Origin of the sequence: Tsukamurella paurometabola DSM 20162, assembly GCF_000092225.1 — a bacterium.
Lineage (GTDB): Bacteria > Actinomycetota > Actinomycetes > Mycobacteriales > Mycobacteriaceae > Tsukamurella > Tsukamurella paurometabola.
The window spans coordinates 2504548-2519292 of record NC_014158.1; the positions used below are offsets into that span (position 1 = coordinate 2504548).

At 68.9% G+C, this 14745-nt stretch carries 14 protein-coding genes and 1 pseudogene; 4 read left to right on the plus strand and 11 right to left on the minus strand.

Annotated features, from left to right (window positions below; all coding sequences use genetic code 11):
• Positions 1-6: 6 nt before the first annotated feature.
• Together pheT and pheS are read right to left on the minus strand one after the other, a co-directional pair.
• Positions 7-2499 carry a phenylalanine--tRNA ligase subunit beta gene (gene pheT / locus TPAU_RS12060; RefSeq protein ID WP_013127036.1) on the minus strand — a complete coding sequence of 831 codons (2493 nt, stop codon included), beginning with the start codon at positions 2497-2499 and terminating at the stop codon, positions 7-9.
• A gap of 46 nt (positions 2500-2545) precedes the next feature.
• The gene (gene pheS / locus TPAU_RS12065; RefSeq protein ID WP_013127037.1) at positions 2546-3601 is read right to left on the minus strand and encodes a phenylalanine--tRNA ligase subunit alpha; all 1056 of its coding nucleotides are present in this window, start codon (positions 3599-3601) and stop codon (positions 2546-2548) included.
• A 188-nt stretch (positions 3602-3789) separates the two neighbouring features.
• Here pheS and TPAU_RS12070 point away from each other — a divergent pair, with 188 nt between their 5' ends.
• Together TPAU_RS12070 and TPAU_RS23300 are read left to right on the plus strand one after the other, a co-directional pair.
• Positions 3790-4125: a DMT family transporter gene (locus tag TPAU_RS12070; protein WP_013127038.1), complete on the plus strand. Its 336-nt coding sequence runs from the start codon at positions 3790-3792 to the stop codon at positions 4123-4125.
• Positions 4126-4129: 4 nt separating this feature from the next.
• Positions 4130-4783, plus strand: a pseudogene (locus TPAU_RS23300) (2-phosphosulfolactate phosphatase); the annotation flags it as partial.
• Here the strand turns inward: TPAU_RS23300 and TPAU_RS12080 are convergent.
• The 7 genes from TPAU_RS12080 to infC form a co-directional block, all read right to left on the minus strand.
• Positions 4721-6145: an acyltransferase family protein gene (locus tag TPAU_RS12080; RefSeq protein WP_013127040.1), complete on the minus strand. Its 1425-nt coding sequence runs from the start codon at positions 6143-6145 to the stop codon at positions 4721-4723. The pseudogene TPAU_RS23300 and the gene TPAU_RS12080 overlap by 63 nt on opposite strands.
• 65 nt (positions 6146-6210) lie before the next feature.
• Entirely contained in the window at positions 6211-7332 is a 1122-nt protein-coding gene (locus TPAU_RS12085; protein WP_013127041.1) for a sensor histidine kinase, read from the minus strand.
• Positions 7329-7976, minus strand: coding sequence for a response regulator (locus TPAU_RS12090; RefSeq protein ID WP_013127042.1), 648 nt, complete (start codon positions 7974-7976; stop codon positions 7329-7331). Before TPAU_RS12090 ends, TPAU_RS12085 begins: the two co-directional genes overlap by 4 nt.
• Positions 7977-8128: 152 nt before the next feature.
• A complete protein-coding gene (locus TPAU_RS12095; protein WP_013127043.1) occupies positions 8129-8926 on the minus strand; it encodes a TrmH family RNA methyltransferase in 798 nt (265 codons plus the stop codon).
• A gap of 1 nt (position 8927) precedes the next feature.
• Positions 8928-9308 (minus strand): 50S ribosomal protein L20, encoded by a 381-nt coding sequence (rplT, locus tag TPAU_RS12100; protein WP_013127044.1) that lies wholly within the window; start codon positions 9306-9308, stop codon positions 8928-8930.
• 49 nt (positions 9309-9357) lie between these two features.
• Positions 9358-9552 carry a 50S ribosomal protein L35 gene (gene rpmI / locus TPAU_RS12105; protein ID WP_013127045.1) on the minus strand — a complete coding sequence of 65 codons (195 nt, stop codon included), beginning with the start codon at positions 9550-9552 and terminating at the stop codon, positions 9358-9360.
• A gap of 42 nt (positions 9553-9594) precedes the next feature.
• A complete protein-coding gene (gene infC, locus TPAU_RS12110) occupies positions 9595-10185 on the minus strand; it encodes a translation initiation factor IF-3 (protein WP_013127046.1) in 591 nt (196 codons plus the stop codon).
• 328 nt (positions 10186-10513) lie between these two features.
• Here infC and TPAU_RS12115 point away from each other — a divergent pair, with 328 nt between their 5' ends.
• Together TPAU_RS12115 and TPAU_RS22945 are read left to right on the plus strand one after the other, a co-directional pair.
• A complete protein-coding gene (locus TPAU_RS12115) occupies positions 10514-10903 on the plus strand; it encodes a hypothetical protein (RefSeq protein WP_013127047.1) in 390 nt (129 codons plus the stop codon).
• A gap of 83 nt (positions 10904-10986) precedes the next feature.
• A complete protein-coding gene (locus TPAU_RS22945; protein ID WP_013127048.1) occupies positions 10987-11325 on the plus strand; it encodes a hypothetical protein in 339 nt (112 codons plus the stop codon).
• Between the two features lie 70 nt (positions 11326-11395).
• Here TPAU_RS22945 and nrdH read toward each other — a convergent pair whose 3' ends face one another.
• A complete protein-coding gene (nrdH, locus tag TPAU_RS12120; protein WP_013127049.1) occupies positions 11396-11629 on the minus strand; it encodes a glutaredoxin-like protein NrdH in 234 nt (77 codons plus the stop codon).
• A gap of 126 nt (positions 11630-11755) precedes the next feature.
• Complete coding sequence (gene uvrA / locus TPAU_RS12125; RefSeq protein WP_013127050.1) at positions 11756-14614, minus strand: excinuclease ABC subunit UvrA; 2859 nt, start codon at positions 14612-14614, stop codon at positions 11756-11758.
• Positions 14615-14745 lie beyond the last annotated feature (131 nt).

Consider the following 14745-nt stretch of genomic DNA (forward strand, 5'->3'; position numbering starts at 1 on the left):
CCGGGATCAGCGGAGCACCGCCCCGACCACCGATGAGGCCTTCGCCACCGCCGCGTCGCGGGCGGCGGAGGCCTCGTCCTCGGTCAGGGTGCGATCGCCCGCGCGGAACCGCAGCGAGAACGCCATCGACTTGCGGCCCTCGCCCACCTGCGCGCCGGTGAACACGTCGAACAGCGAGATCGCCTCCAGCAGCTCCCCGGCACCGTCGGCCAGCGCGGACCGGACGGCCTCCGCGGGGACGTCGGCGTCGACGACGACCGCCACATCCTGCAGCACCGCCGGGAACGGCGAGACCACCGGCGCGGGAAGGTTCTCCACCAGCGGAATCGCATCGAGATCGAGCTCGACCGCGCAGGTGCGCGCCGGCAGCCCGGCGCGCTCCAGCACGGCCGGGTGCAACTCACCGGCGTGACCGACGACGGTCTCACCGACCAGGACCTCCGCGCAGCGGCCGGGGTGGAAGGGCGCGTACTGCGCCGCCCGCAGCGTGAGGTCGACGTTGCTCGCGCGGCCGATCTCGCGCACGGCCTCGAAGGCGTCGGTCGCGTCGGCGGCGCGGCCCTCGCCCCACGGTCCCGCGGGGGTGCGGCGGCCCGCGAAGACGAGCGCGATGTGCTCGGGCTGGCTCGGCAGCGAGGCGTTGAGCTCCTCGATCTGCTCCGCGGTGGGGCGCCGGTCGACGGGAATCGGATCGACGGCGACGGTCGTCCCGTCGGCGCGCCGACCGTCGCGGCCGTGCGGCAGCACGACCTGCGCGATGGTGTACAGCGCGAGATCGCGCTGGCCGCGTGAGACGTTGCGCGCCAAGATCTCCAGGAGACCGGGCAGCAGAGTGGTGGCGAGCGAGGGCCGATCGGCTTCGAGCGGATTGAGCACCGTCGTGGTGTTCCGGCGCGGGTCGTCGTCTTCCAGGCCCCAGGTGTCGAAGACGCCGGCGGGCAGGAACGGGCTGGTGAGCACCTCGATGTGGCCGGTGTGCGCGAGCGAGCGGCTCACGGTGCGGCGGCGACGTTGCCGGGCGCTGAGCCCCCGGCCTCCGGGGGCGGCGGGCAGCACGGGTGGGATCTGCTCCAGCCCTTCGAGCCGCAGCACTTCCTCGACCAGGTCGGCGACCATGTTCAGGTCGGGACGCCACGTCGGCGGGGTCACCGCCAGGCTGCTCTCCCCCTCCACGGCACAACCGATCTGGGTGAGGCGGCGCACCGTCGTACCCGGGGCGTAGGTGATGCCCGCGACACGGTCCGGACGGTCTGCGGCGATGGTGACCTGCGGCCGGTCGCCGTAGCCGCCGAGGTCGGTGAGCTCGCCCACCACGGTGCCGCCGGCGATCTCGGTGAGCAGGCGCGCCGCCTCCCGGACCGTCCACACCGAGATCGCGGGATCGACGGTGCGCTCATAGCGCTTCGCGGCGTCCGAGCTGAGCTTGTGCCGCTTACCGGTGCGGAACACCTTGACCGGGTTCCAGACGGCGCCCTCGAGGATCACGTTGACGGTCTCGTCGCCCACCTCGGTGCTCGCGCCGCCCATGACGCCCGCGAGCGAGACGGGTCCGGAGTCGTCGACGATGACCGTGTCCTCGGGATCGAGCGTGCGCTCGACGTGGTCGAGGGTCTCCAGGGTCTCGCCGGGGCGTGACGCGCGCACGACGAGGCCGCCGCGCACCGTGTCGGCGTCGAAGGCGTGCAGCGGCTGGCCGCTGAGCAGCATGAGGTAGTTCGTCACGTCGACCGCCGGGCTGATCGGGCGTACGCCGGAGGTGAGCAGGCGGCGCTGGAGCCACCACGGGCTCACAGCCTTCGGGTCGATGCCCTCGACGCGCAGCGCGGTGAAGCGGGTGCAGCCGGACTCGGGCTCGACGGTGACGTCCACGCCGCCGACCCCCGCCCCCTGCACGGGCGACGGGGTGGTGATATCGGTGAAGGGCAGGTCGTACCCGCAGGCGAGCTCGCGGGCCAGACCGCGCACCGAGAAAGCGTAGCCGCGGTCGGGCGTCACGTTGAGCTCGATCACGGTGTCGTCCATGCCGAGCACCTGCTTGGCGTCGTCGCCGGGCTCCGCGGTCCCCGCGGGCAGCACGAGGATGCCCGAATGGTCGGTGCCGAGACCGAGCTCGGAGACCGAGCAGATCATGCCGTCGGAGGTGTGGTCGTACGTCTGGCGCGTGGCGATCGCGAAGCCGCCGGGCAGCACGGCGCCGGGCAGCGCCGCGACGATGAGATCACCCTCGGCGAAGTTGCGGGCGCCGCAGACGATGTCGCGCGGCTCGGCCTCGCCGACGTCGACCTGGCAGAACCGGATCGGCTTGCGGAAGTTCGTGAGCTCCTCGATCGCCACGACGCGGCCGATCTTCAACGGGCCGGTCACGGTGTCGAGCGAGTCGAGCTCCTCGACCTCGAAGCCGACGCGCACGAACCCGGCGTCCAGCTCGTCGGCGGTGACGCCCCAGTCCGGGGTGTCGCGGCGGAGGATCTCGGTGAGCCATGACTGTGCAACGCGCACGGTGGAAGTCCTTCTCCTGGTGAGGCTGTGGAAGCGGTGGGCGGCGCTAGCCGCGGACGCCGAAGGGCAGGGTGAAGCGGACATCACCCTCGACGATGTCGCGCATGTCCGAGAGGCCGGTGCGGAACTGCAGGGTGCGCTCGAGGCCCATGCCGAACGCGAAGCCCGAGTACTCGTCGGGGTCGATGCCGCAGGCGCGCAGCACGTTCGGGTTGACCATGCCGCAGCCGCCCCACTCGATCCAGCCGGCGCCGCCCTTCTTGTTGGGGAACCACACGTCGACCTCGGCCGACGGTTCCGTGAAGGGGAAGTAGTTCGGCCGCATGCGGGTGGTGGTCTCGGGGCCGAACATCGCCTTGGCGAAGGCCTCGAGGGTGCCGCGCAAGTGCGCCATCGTCAGGCCCTTATCGACCGCGAGGCCCTCGACCTGACTGAACACCGGGGTGTGGGTGGCGTCCAGCTCGTCGGTGCGGAAGGTGCGGCCGGGGCAGGCCACGTAGATCGGCACATCGCGCGTGAGCATCGAACGCACCTGCACCGGGGAGGTATGGGTGCGCAGCACCTGCCGCGACCCCTCGGGCGCGACGTAGAAGGTGTCCTGCATCGAGCGGGCCGGGTGGTCCGGCAGGAAGTTGAGCGCGTCGAAGTTGAAGTGCTCGGTCTCGACCTCGGGGCCCTCGGCGATCTCCCAGCCGATGCCGACGAAGAAGTCGGCCACTTCGTCCGCGATGATGCTGACGGGGTGACGGGCACCCTGCGCCGCGCGCGCCGACGGCAGCGTGACGTCGATCGATTCGGAGACGAGCACCGCGGCGTCGCGCTCGGCGTCGAGGATGGCCTTGCGCTGCTCGTACGCGGCGCGGGCACGCCCCTGCGCCACGTTGACCCGCTTGCCTGCGTCCTTACGCTCCTCCTTGGGGATGGAGCCCAGGGCGCGCTTACTCAGGGCGAGCGGCGACTTCTCGCCGAGGTGCGCCAGTCGTGCAGCATTGAGTGCGTCCAGGTCGGTCGCAGCGTCGAACGCGTTCGCGGCCTCCGAGGCGAAGGCATCGAGCGCGGCTTCGCTGAGGTCGTCGACGGGGGCGTTCTGGACTTCCGACACTGCTCTCAAGCTCCTCGGTGCGGGTGGGACGGTACCCGACCAGCGTAGTCGACGCCCGTTCCCCGCCGACAATGCATTACCGCTGGTACACGACGGCGCGATCGCTCCCTGTTGACAGGCGACAGTGACACCGCAAACATTCGAGGACACCCGTGCCACACCGGCACGTTCCCGGGAAGGCCCGCCCCATGTCTCGAACAGCCGCGATCCTGCTCTTCCTCGCCATCGTGTGCGAGGTGGCGGCGACGCTGTCGCTGCGCGCCACCGACGGTTTCAAGAATCTGTGGCCGTTGCTCATCGTGGTACCGGGGTACATCGGCGCGTTCGCCTTCCTCGGACTCTCGCTCCGGGAGATTTCCGTGGGAGTCGCGTACGCGATCTGGTCGGCGGCGGGAACGGTCCTGATCACCGTCGGCGCGGCGGTGCTGTTCCACGACCGGATCTCCTGGGTGACCATGGTCGGGATGGCCGTGACCATCACCGGGGTGGTGATCATCAATCTGTCCGGCTCGGGCGGCCACTGACCCGATGAACCGTGAGCACGGACAAGACGCGGCGGCGATCCGCTGCGAGTGGGGACTCGACGGTGCGCGCGCGATCGCCGTGGGCGCCGACATCGTGGTGGTGATCGATGTCCTCTCCTTCACCACCAGCCTGTGCGTCGCCCTCGAGCGCGGCATCACGGTATTTCCCTACCGGTGGCGCGACGAGTCGGCACAGACTTTCGCACGTGAGCACGATGCGCACCTCGCGGTCGGCCGTAGGGCGGCGCGCCCCGGACAGGTGAGCCTGTCACCGTCGACCATCCGGGCCGCGACCGGCCTCCGGCGCCTCGTTCTGCCCTCGCCGAACGGTTCGACGATCGTGCACGAGTTGGCGGGCGGCCGCGCGACCGTGCTCGCCGCCTCGCTGCGCAACGCGCCTGCGGTCGCGGCCTGGATCACCGCCCGGTCGGAGCCGGGGACCGTGGTCGCCGTGATCCCCGCCGGAGAGCGGTGGCCCGAGGGCGGGTTGCGACCCGCAGTCGAGGATCTGTGGGGCGCAGGCGCCGTGATCGACGGCCTGTCTGGCGCTCCGTCGCCCGAAGCGATCGTGGCGCGCGATGCCTGGCGTGCGGTCTCAGCGACCGTGCGGGCATCGCTGCGCGATTGCGCCTCCGGCCGCGAGCTGATCGGGATCGGCTTCGGCGACGACGTCGAGGTCGCGGCCGAGGTGGGCGCCACCGACCGGGTCCCGGTCCTGGGCCACGGGGCGTTCCGTGCGGGCTGAGGTGCGAGCGAGCACCAACGCCAGCACGAACACCGCGAGGGCCGTCCAGCCCGCGCGCGTGCCGAGCCCCTCCTTCGCCATCAGCAGCACCGCGATACCGGCGATGCACACCAGCGTGCCGACGACGGCGCCGCGAGCCCCACGCGCACTCTCCCGGTCGTCCCACCAGGGGATCCGTCGATGCTCCAGCGGCGACAGGGCCAGGAACAGTGCGAACATCACCCCGGCGAAGACCACCGCACGCAGTGCCATCAGCCCCCAGAATCCGTCCTGATGCGGATCGACGGCATCGATGCCCACACTGTGCAGCGCGAACGCGGCCAGAGCGATCGCAGGAATGTGCCACAGGTACAGCGTCATCGCTCCCCCGTTACCCACCGCGACCGGGTACCACACCCTCGGCCGGCGCGCCCACCGGCCGATCGCAGGCGCGGCGGCCACGAACAGCAGGCTGGTCCACACCGAATGCAGGCCGAGCAGCACCGTCGGCGGTGTGGTGTTGGAGAACGTCTCCGCTCCGGTCACCACGAGCGGCACGTCGTAGGGTCCGAACACCACCAGTGCGACGGCGCCGGCGAATGCCGCGGCGGCGATCACCAGCGCGGTCCCGGTCGGGATCAACCGCTTGGCGTACGCGACGCCGATCACCGTGGGGATCAGCCACACCAGCAGGAAATTCGGAGCGCCTGCCTCCACCGATCCGGTGGCCAGCCGCGCACCGTCGACGGCAGCGGCGGCCGTGACGAGCCCCGCGATCACGGTCGCAACGCCGCGTCCCGTGCGCAGCCGCATCAGCACCGGAACGAAGGCGAGCACCATCAGGTACACCCCGATGAACCAGAGCAGTGCCACGCTCTCCTGCCCCAGCCGCGCCGCGCTGGATTCGCCTGCCAGGACCCGCACACCGAGCAGGACCACCGACCAGAAGGCGAGGTACCAGAACACGGGGCGGCACAGTCGCTGCGCGCGCCCCAGTAACCAGCCACCCCAGGCCGTCCCCGGCTTCAAGCCGTACGCGGCCGAAGCGGCGCCGGCCAGGAAGAACAGAGGCATCACCTGCAGGAACCAGGTGATGGGCTGCAGCGACGGCAGGGCGCCGAGAGTGTTGCCCACCCAGACACCGGCCGGGGTGATGGTGGCCAGGAGGAGCACCGAATGGCCGAACATCACCACGAGCAGGCTGGCGAGCCGCGCCACGTCGATCGCCCGATCACGGGTGTCGGGTGTGCCGTCGACGACGGCGGAGCGTGAGGGCAACAGGTTCATGTCCACCATGGTCCCGGCCCGCCGGACATCACGGATGAGTAGTCCTACCCGATCCGGGTGAGGGCTTCGACCCGTCAGGCGGTCCGGTCCGGCACCGCCAGCGTCACCACGAATCCGCCCGCCGAAGTGGGACCCGCCTGCAGCGTTCCCCCCAGGCTCTCCGCCCGTTCTCGCAGGCCGAGCAGTCCTACCTTCGAGCCCGGCAGGTCCAGGGCGACGCGGGTCGGGCGGGAGTTCTCGGTCCGCACACGGAGCCCGCGGCCAACCGCCTCCACCGTGACCTCGACACCCGCGCCCGGGGCGTGCTTGCGGGCATTGGTCAAGGCTTCCTGGGTCGTGCGGTACACCGCCCGCGCCACGGCGGGGCTGAGATCACCCGGCACCTCGCCTACCAGGTTCACGCTGAGCCCGCTGGTGGCGATCAGCTGCGGGAGATCCCCCGCCGTCGGTTGCGGCGCCAATCCGTTCGCCTCGGTTCCCGATGCCCGGAGGACACCGACCATGTGCCGCAACTCATCCAGTGTGCTCACTGCCAGACGGCGTACCGATCGTGCGGATTCCCGGGCCGCCTCATCGGTCGCCGTCACCTGCAATGCACCCGCTTCCACAGCGATGAGACTGACCTGATGGGAGACGACGTCATGCATCTCGCGCGCCAGCTGCGCCCGTTCGCGGGACAGGACGTTGTGCTCGTGCAGTCGGCGCTGGTCGTCCTGTGCCTCAGTCAATTCGGCGAGTTGCGCGGCCAGTTCACGGCGGGCCCGCACCAGTCTGCCGAAGGCGAGCGGAGCACCGACCATCGCGACGCTGTACCCGATCGTGGAGACGAGTTCGCGAGTCGGCGGAGTCTCCTGCGCCGCCGCCGCGGCGGACAACATCGAGACGGTCATCGTGCCGGCGAGCGCGGCGCCCGCCGCGAGTGGCACGATCACCCGCTGGAAGTTCACGGCGACCGCATACATCGCGACGGTCGGAATCACCACGACGCCGTCTTCGATCGCGACGACCAGGGCGATCGCGAACACCACCAGCGGCGCCCGGTTCCGCAACGGCAGGGCGAGCACAGCCACCATCAGCAGGGCATCGTTCCAGCCGAACACCGGATTGCGCACCGACCACGCGTCCAGCGCAGCGAGGACGACGAGCACGAGTTCTCCGCTGAGCGTCCGCAGCCGCTCGCGCTCAGCACCGGTCACTGCGGCCGCTCCTCCAGGAGCCCCGCCCGCTGAGCCACCAGCGCGGCCTGCACGCGATTCGCCACGCCGAGCTTCGCGAGCAGCGCGCTCACGTGATCCTTCACCGTGCCCACACTGAGGTGCATCGTGCGGCCGATCTCGAGGTTCGACAGCCCGTCGGCCAGCAGCACCAGGACCTCGCGCTCCCGGGGCGAGAGCCGCTCGGTGCCGAGGTCATCGACCGCGACGCCGCCGAGGAAACCACTCACGACCTGGGACGCCACCTTCGGTGAGAGGACGACCCCACCTTCGGCCAGGCTGCGCACGAGCTGCACGAGGTGATCCGGGTCGGTGTCCTTGACCAGGAAACCCGCCGCTCCCCGGCGGAGCGCGTGGGCGATGTACTCGTCCGAATCGAAGGTGGTGAGCATGGCGACCACCGGAGGAGACGGCATCCGGGTGAACTTGTCGAGCAGCGTCAACCCGTCGACATCGGGCATGCGGATATCGAGGAGGACCACATCGGGGGCAAGTCGGCTGACGGTGTCGTATGCCTCGCCGCCGGAGACGGCAGCCACCACCTCCAGATCCGAGGCGTGCCCGAGCATCAACTCGAATCCGCGGCGCACCAGCGCCTCATCGTCGACCACGACGATCCGCACCATCCCGGTTCCTCCGATCGCCTGTGTCCAGACCGCCGATTCTACGGGGCGGCCGGTCCAGGCTCGATCTTCGCGGGAGCGGGCAGGCAGGTACAGCCGACGGCCGTCCGGTCCGGTGACCCGCCCGACGGGAACCCTCCCGCCGATCGGCGGGGTCAGCCGCGGTGATGCACTCGTGAGCTCGCGTACAGGCAGATCGACGCGGCGGTGGCGAGGTTGAGCGATTCGGCGCGGCCCCGGATCGGGATGGCGATGCGGTGGTCTGCGGCGGCCTGCAGTCCGCGCGGGAGTCCATGCGCCTCGTTGCCGAACAGCCAGGCGGTCGGCGCGGCGAGCATCTCGTCGGCGTCGTCGAGCGAGACCTCGCCGTCGGCGGCGGTGGCGAGCACCGTCAGGCCCGATTCCTTGAGCTGCGCGATCGCCGCGGACGCGTCGCGCTCCTGCACGACAGGAAGATGGAAGACAGACCCCGCGGAGGCGCGCACCACCTTCCCGTTCATCGGATCGACGGCGTCACCCGCGAGCAGGACGGCGTCGGCGCCGACCGCATCCGCGACTCGGATGACGGTGCCGGCGTTGCCCGGTTCGGCCACGTCGACGGGGACCGCGACCAGCCGTGCACCGTCGGGCACGCGACCCTCGGGGAGCGCCCGGCAGACCGCGACGATCCCGGGCGGGGTGACGGTGTCGGAGAGCCCGCGCATCGCCCGGTCGGTGACGTACGCGACCCGGCCGGTGAGCAAGTCGGGATAGCGCGCTGCGCCGTCCTCCGTCACGAAGATCTCATCCACGAGACCCGCTGCGAGCGCGGAGGTGACGGCATTGGAGCCCTCGGCCAGGAACAACCCGGCTTTGCGGCGACCGGCGGCACGCAGGAGCTTGGATGCGGAAACGACCCGCGGGGTGCGCTCGGTGAAGAGCGGGTCCGCGGGTCGTTCCGTGGGGTGCGTCAAGTTACGCGGCGGGGGCGTTCACGTCGGCGGGCAGCGCCTTCTTGGCGATGTCCACGAGCGCGGTGAACGCGGCCGAGTCGGAGACGGCGAGCTCGGCGAGGTTCTTGCGGTCCACCTCGACACCGGCCAGCTTCAGGCCCTGCATGAAGCGGTTGTAGGTGATGTCGTTGGCGCGTGCCGCGGCATTGATGCGGGTGATCCACAGCTTGCGGAAATCGCCCTTGCGCGCGCGGCGGTCGCGGTACGCGTAGGTCATCGAGTGGAGCTGCTGCTCCTTGGCCTTGCGGTACAGGCGCGACCGCTGACCGCGGTAGCCCTTCGAGGCCTCGAGGATGGAACGACGCTTCTTCTGAGCGTTCACTGCGCGCTTGACGCGTGCCATAGTTCTGGGTCCTTACGTGTGAAAAGTTCTAGCGGGTACGAAAATCGGCTTACTTGCCGAGCAGCTTCTTGACGCGACGCACGTCGGCCGGGGCGACCTCGGCCACACCGTCGAGGCGACGGGTCACGCGCGAGCTCTTGTGCTCGAGCAGGTGGCGACGGCCCGCCTTCTGGCGCAGGACCTTTCCGCTACCCGAGATCTTGAAGCGCTTCGCGGTACCGCTGTGGGACTTGTTCTTCGGCATGTTCGTCTCTTTCGTTGTTCGTGGCCGGTGGCGAGGAACTCGTTACTGGGCCGGAGCCTCGGGCGCGGCGGGCCGTGCCACCGGGGCTTCCTTGTCCTGCTGCGCCTTGGCGCGGGTCTTCGCACCCTTGTGCGGGGCGAGGACCATGGTCATGTTGCGGCCGTCCTGCTTGGCGGACGTCTCGATGAAGCCGTACTCGGCGACATCGGCGCCCAGGCGCTGCAGGAGACGGAATCCCAGCTCCGGACGCGACTGCTCGCGGCCGCGGAACATGATCGTGACCTTGACCTTGGAGCCCTGCTCCAGAAAGCGGACTACGTGCCCCTTCTTGGTCTCGTAGTCGTGGTCATCGATCTTGGGACGGAGCTTCTGCTCCTTGATCACGGTCATCTGCTGGTTCTTGCGGGACTCGCGCTGCTTCTGCGCGGCCTCGTACTTGAACTTGCCGTAGTCCATGATCTTGCACACGGGCGGGCGTGCATTGGGTGCCACCTCGACCAGGTCGAGATCCGCCTCGTACGCCAGCTTGAGCGCATCCTCAACCCGCACGATCCCGACCTGCTCACCGCCGGGACCGACAAGCCGGACCTCGGGGACGCGGATCTGACCGTTGGTGCGTGTCTCAGTGCTGATGGGGCCTCCTCAGTTAGGTACTCGCGTTAGCCTTGCGAGCGGTCTTCTTCGTAGACCGCCGCGCAGCCCAGAGGCCCGGATTCCCACACAGCGAAAAGGCCCCGTCCAGGCGATCAACACCTGGCGGGGCCCACACCGACCGATTCGGGCCGCCGCGGCGTACGCCGACGATCAACCCCTCCTCCAACGAGGAGACCGCAGAAGAAATTCCCAGGTGGGACACTTCGCGGCGACCGGACCAGCCGACCTGAAGTCGGCGTGGTGGGAGTGGACTCCACTTGCTGCCCCGGCGCATGCCGGAGCGGTCGCACATGAAAGTGTAGCAGTCGTGACCGAGAATCCGAATTCGTCGCCCGAGCCCGCCTCGCTGGATCGACTCCTCGCGGAGTCGCCGTCGATCGAGGTGATCTCGTCGGCGTGGATGATGCTGATGAGCGCCGCGGCAGAGAAGCTCGGGCTCGCGTCCCCGGACCAGGATGAGGACGGAGCCGAGTTCGATCCCCGCAACAGCCCGCATTTCGACCTCGACGAGGCGCGCCGACTGATCACCGCATTGGCGGGCCTGACCACCGCGTCGGTGGAGTACCTGGGCCCGCACGCCGGGCCGTATCGGGACGGGCTGAAGAGCCTTCAGCTCGCCTTCCGTGAATACAGCAGTTACCCGGATGAACCGGGCCAGGGTCCGGGCGAGAAATACACGGGACCGGTGTACAGCTAAGCCTCAGGGTTATCCCCCAAAGTCACCCTGACCTGGGTAAACGCATCTAGTGTTCCAGGTCACACCGGGCGTACCGTCCGAATATGAAGAAATTGCGAACGCTCGCGGCGGGCGTCATCGTCGCCGCATCTGTGATGGTTCCGTTGGGCGGCGCAGCCACTGCCGTCGCGGCCCCCACCCCCGCGGTCCAGCACCCGGGCGGACCGGGGGCATGTGAGCCCGGGCGCTGGCAGCCCGGCTACTGGGAGAGCGGCCGCTGGCACCCGGGCTGGTGGCAGCCCGGCTTCTGGCGCCCCGGCTGGGTCGACTGGAACGGGTGGCATCCGGGCTACTGGGTGCCCCCGAGGTGGCATAACGGCTGGTACGAGCAGCCGCGCTGGGTGCCCGGGCGTTGGACGCCCGGGCACTGCCACCGTTGGTAGTACGCCGATAGACGAGTGAGGCGGCCCCGATTCGGGGCCGCCTCACAGCGTTTCGAGCAGGAGCGCCTGGTCAGGCGGCCTGCAGCGCCTTGATCCGGTCGGGCCGGAAGCCGGACCAGTGGTCACCGCCATCGATCACGACGACGGGAGCCTGCAGGTAGCCGAGGGCCAGCACGTAGTCACGGGCATCCGAATCGACACTGATATCGACCGACGTGTACTCGATCCCGGCCTTGTCGAGGGCGCGGTAGGTCGCGGTGCACTGCACGCATGCGGGCTTGGTGTAAACGGTCACGCTGCTCATGCAGATAACACTACATCTTGTGTCACACGGATGCAATTACCCCAAGATGATGAGTTTTCTCTCCACAGATGTCCCCAACCAATCCACCGCCATTCCACAGTTCGATCCCCAGCCCGACACACCGCACTACGTGGCCAGAACCTCCGCGAGAAACTTCCCTGTGTACGACTCGGGCACCGCGGCCACATCCTCCGGTGTCCCCTGCGCGACCACGGTGCCTCCCCCGCTGCCACCTTCCGGCCCCATGTCCACGATCCAGTCGGCGGTCTTGATCACGTCCAGGTTGTGCTCGATCACGATGACCGAGTTGCCCTTGTCCACCAGCCCGTCGATCACCTGAAGCAACTTCGCGATGTCCTCGAAGTGCAGGCCCGTGGTGGGCTCGTCGAGGATGTACACGGTGCGCCCGTTCGACCGCTTCTGCAACTCAGCGGCCAGCTTCACGCGCTGCGCCTCGCCACCCGAGAGCGTGGTGGCCGGCTGTCCGAGCCGCACGTAACCGAGACCCACTTCCACCAGTGTCTTGAGGTAGCGGTGGATCGAGGTGACCGCCTCGAAGAAGTCGGCGGCCTCCTCGATCGGCATATCGAGTACCTCGGCGATGTTCTTGCCCTTGTAATGCACCTCCAGCGTCTCGCGGTTGTACCGGGCGCCGTGACACACCTCGCACGGCACGTACACGTCCGGCAGGAAGTTCATCTCGATCTTGATCGTGCCGTCGCCCGAGCAGGCCTCGCACCGCCCGCCCTTGACGTTGAACGAGAACCGGCCCGGCTGATAACCACGCACCTTGGCTTCGGTGGTAGCGGCGAACAGCGTGCGGATCTTGTCGAAGACGCCGGTGTAGGTGGCCGGGTTCGACCGGGGCGTGCGGCCGATCGGCGACTGATCCACCTGGACCAACTTGTCCAGATCGTCCAGGCCGGTGACCCGGCTGTGCCGTCCCGGTACCTGCCGTGCACCGTTGAGCTTGTTGGCCAGCACAGTGGCCAGGATGTCGTTGACCAGGGTCGACTTGCCCGAGCCGGAGACGCCCGTGACCGCGGTGAGCACGCCCAGCGGGAACGAAACGTCGATCCCCTGCAGGTTGTGCTCGCGGGCGCCGACCACCTTGAGCTGGCGCTTCTTATCGATCGGCCGACGCACCGCGGGCACCGGGAGTGCCCTGCGTCCGGACAGATAGGCGCCTGTCAGCGACTCCTTGTTCTTCAGCAGCGCCTTGTAGGTGCCACTGTGCACCACCTTGCCACCGTGCTCACCCGCGTACGGGCCGATGTCGACCACCCAGTCGGCGGTACGGATGGTGTCTTCGTCGTGTTCGACCACGATCAGCGTGTTGCCCAGGTCGCGCAACCGCACCAGGGTGTCGATGAGGCGGCGATTGTCGCGCTGATGCAGGCCGATGGACGGCTCGTCGAGCACGTACAGCACGCCCGCGAGACCGGAGCCGATCTGGGTGGCGAGCCGGATGCGCTGCGCCTCACCGCCCGAGAGAGAGCCGGCAGCCCGCGAGAGCGACAGGTATTCCAGGCCCACGTCCAGCAGGAAGTCGATCCGGGCCTGCACCTCTTTGAGGACGCGGCCGGCGATCGCGGCCTCCCGGGCGCCGAGCTTGAGATCGGACAGGTAGTCGGAGCACTCGCCCACCGACATCGCGGCCACATCGGCGATGGACTTCTCGCCGAATCGCGGGTGGTCGAGGGTGACCGCGAGGATCTCGGGACGCAGCCGAGCGCCCTGACAGACGGGGCACGGTACGTCGCGCATGTAGCCCTCGTACCGCTCCTTCATCTGCTCGGACTCGGTGGATTCGAGCCGGCGGTGCAGGAAGGGCATCACGCCCTCGAATTCGGCGTAGTACGAGCGGGTACGGCCGTACCGGTTCTTGTACTTGACGTGCACCTGGTGTTCGGAGCCCTCGATCACCGCCTTGCGGGCCTTGGCCGGCAGGCTCTTCCACGGGGTGTCCAGGTCGAAGCCCATCGCGTCCGCGAGACCGGAAAGCAGCCGCAGGAAGTAGTCGGCGGTCTGGCCGGATGCCCAGGGGGCTATGGCGCCCTCGGCGAGCGACAACTCGGGATCGGGTACGACGAGGTCCGGGTCGACCTCCTTGCGGACGCCGAGGCCGTCGCACTCGGGGCAGGCACCGTACGGTGAATTGAACGAGAACGAACGGGGTTCCAGATCGTCGACCGCAATGGGGTGCCCGTTGGGGCAGGCCATCTTCTCGGAGAACCGGCGTTCACGCTCGGGGTCGTTCTCCTCGCGGTCCACGAAATCGAGCACGACGATACCGTCGGCCAGCCGCAGGGCGGTCTCGATGGAGTCGGTGAGCCGCTGCTTCGACGAGGCCTTCACGGCGAGCCGGTCGACGACCACCTCGATGTCGTGTTTCTCCTGCTTCTTGAGCTTCGGCGGCTCACTGAGCTGGTAGACCACCCCGTCGATCCGGGCGCGGGCGTAGCCCTGGGTCTGCAACTGATTGAACAAGTCGACGAACTCGCCCTTGCGGGTGCGCACCACCGGCGCAAGCACCTGGAACCGAGTGCCCTGTTCCATGTCGAGCACCTGATCGACGATCTGCTGCGGCGTCTGCCGCGCGATCACCGAGCCGCATTCGGGGCAGTGCGGGGTGCCTGCGCGGGCGTACAGCAGGCGCAGGTAGTCGTAGACCTCGGTGATGGTGCCCACGGTGGACCGCGGGTTGCGGTTGGTCGACTTCTGGTCGATCGACACCGCGGGCGAGAGGCCCTCGATGAAATCGACATCGGGCTTGTCCATCTGGCCGAGGAACTGGCGGGCGTACGCCGACAGCGATTCGACGTAGCGCCGCTGTCCCTCCGCGAAGATGGTGTCGAAGGCGAGGCTGGACTTGCCGGAACCCGACAGCCCGGTGAAGACGATGAGGCTGTCGCGCGGGAGATCCACATCGATTCCCCGCAGGTTGTGTTCGCGCGCCCCGCGCACGATCAGGCGATCCGCCACCGTCTTCCTTCCGTCGAGCCGTGCAGACCCGTAGACGAGCCCCGACCAATGCTATGCAAGCCCACCGACAAGTTTTTCCCGGCGCGGTAGCGTGACGTTCGTGACCACCACGATCAATCAGCTCTCCGTCG

What these genes read in the sequence shown, in the direction of transcription:
- TPAU_RS12070 (WP_013127038.1), top strand. Translation starts at nt 3,790, where the DNA reads ATGTCTCGAACAGCCGCGATCCTGCTCTTCCTCGCCATCGTGTGCGAG.
- TPAU_RS12080 (WP_013127040.1), bottom strand. Translation starts at nt 6,145, where the DNA reads ATGGTGGACATGAACCTGTTGCCCTCACGCTCCGCCGTCGTCGACGGC.
- TPAU_RS12090 (WP_013127042.1), bottom strand. Translation starts at nt 7,976, where the DNA reads ATGGTGCGGATCGTCGTGGTCGACGATGAGGCGCTGGTGCGCCGCGGA.
- rplT (WP_013127044.1), bottom strand. Translation starts at nt 9,308, where the DNA reads ATGGCACGCGTCAAGCGCGCAGTGAACGCTCAGAAGAAGCGTCGTTCC.
- rpmI (WP_013127045.1), bottom strand. Translation starts at nt 9,552, where the DNA reads ATGCCGAAGAACAAGTCCCACAGCGGTACCGCGAAGCGCTTCAAGATC.
- TPAU_RS22945 (WP_013127048.1), top strand. Translation starts at nt 10,987, where the DNA reads ATGAAGAAATTGCGAACGCTCGCGGCGGGCGTCATCGTCGCCGCATCT.
- nrdH (WP_013127049.1), bottom strand. Translation starts at nt 11,629, where the DNA reads ATGAGCAGCGTGACCGTTTACACCAAGCCCGCATGCGTGCAGTGCACC.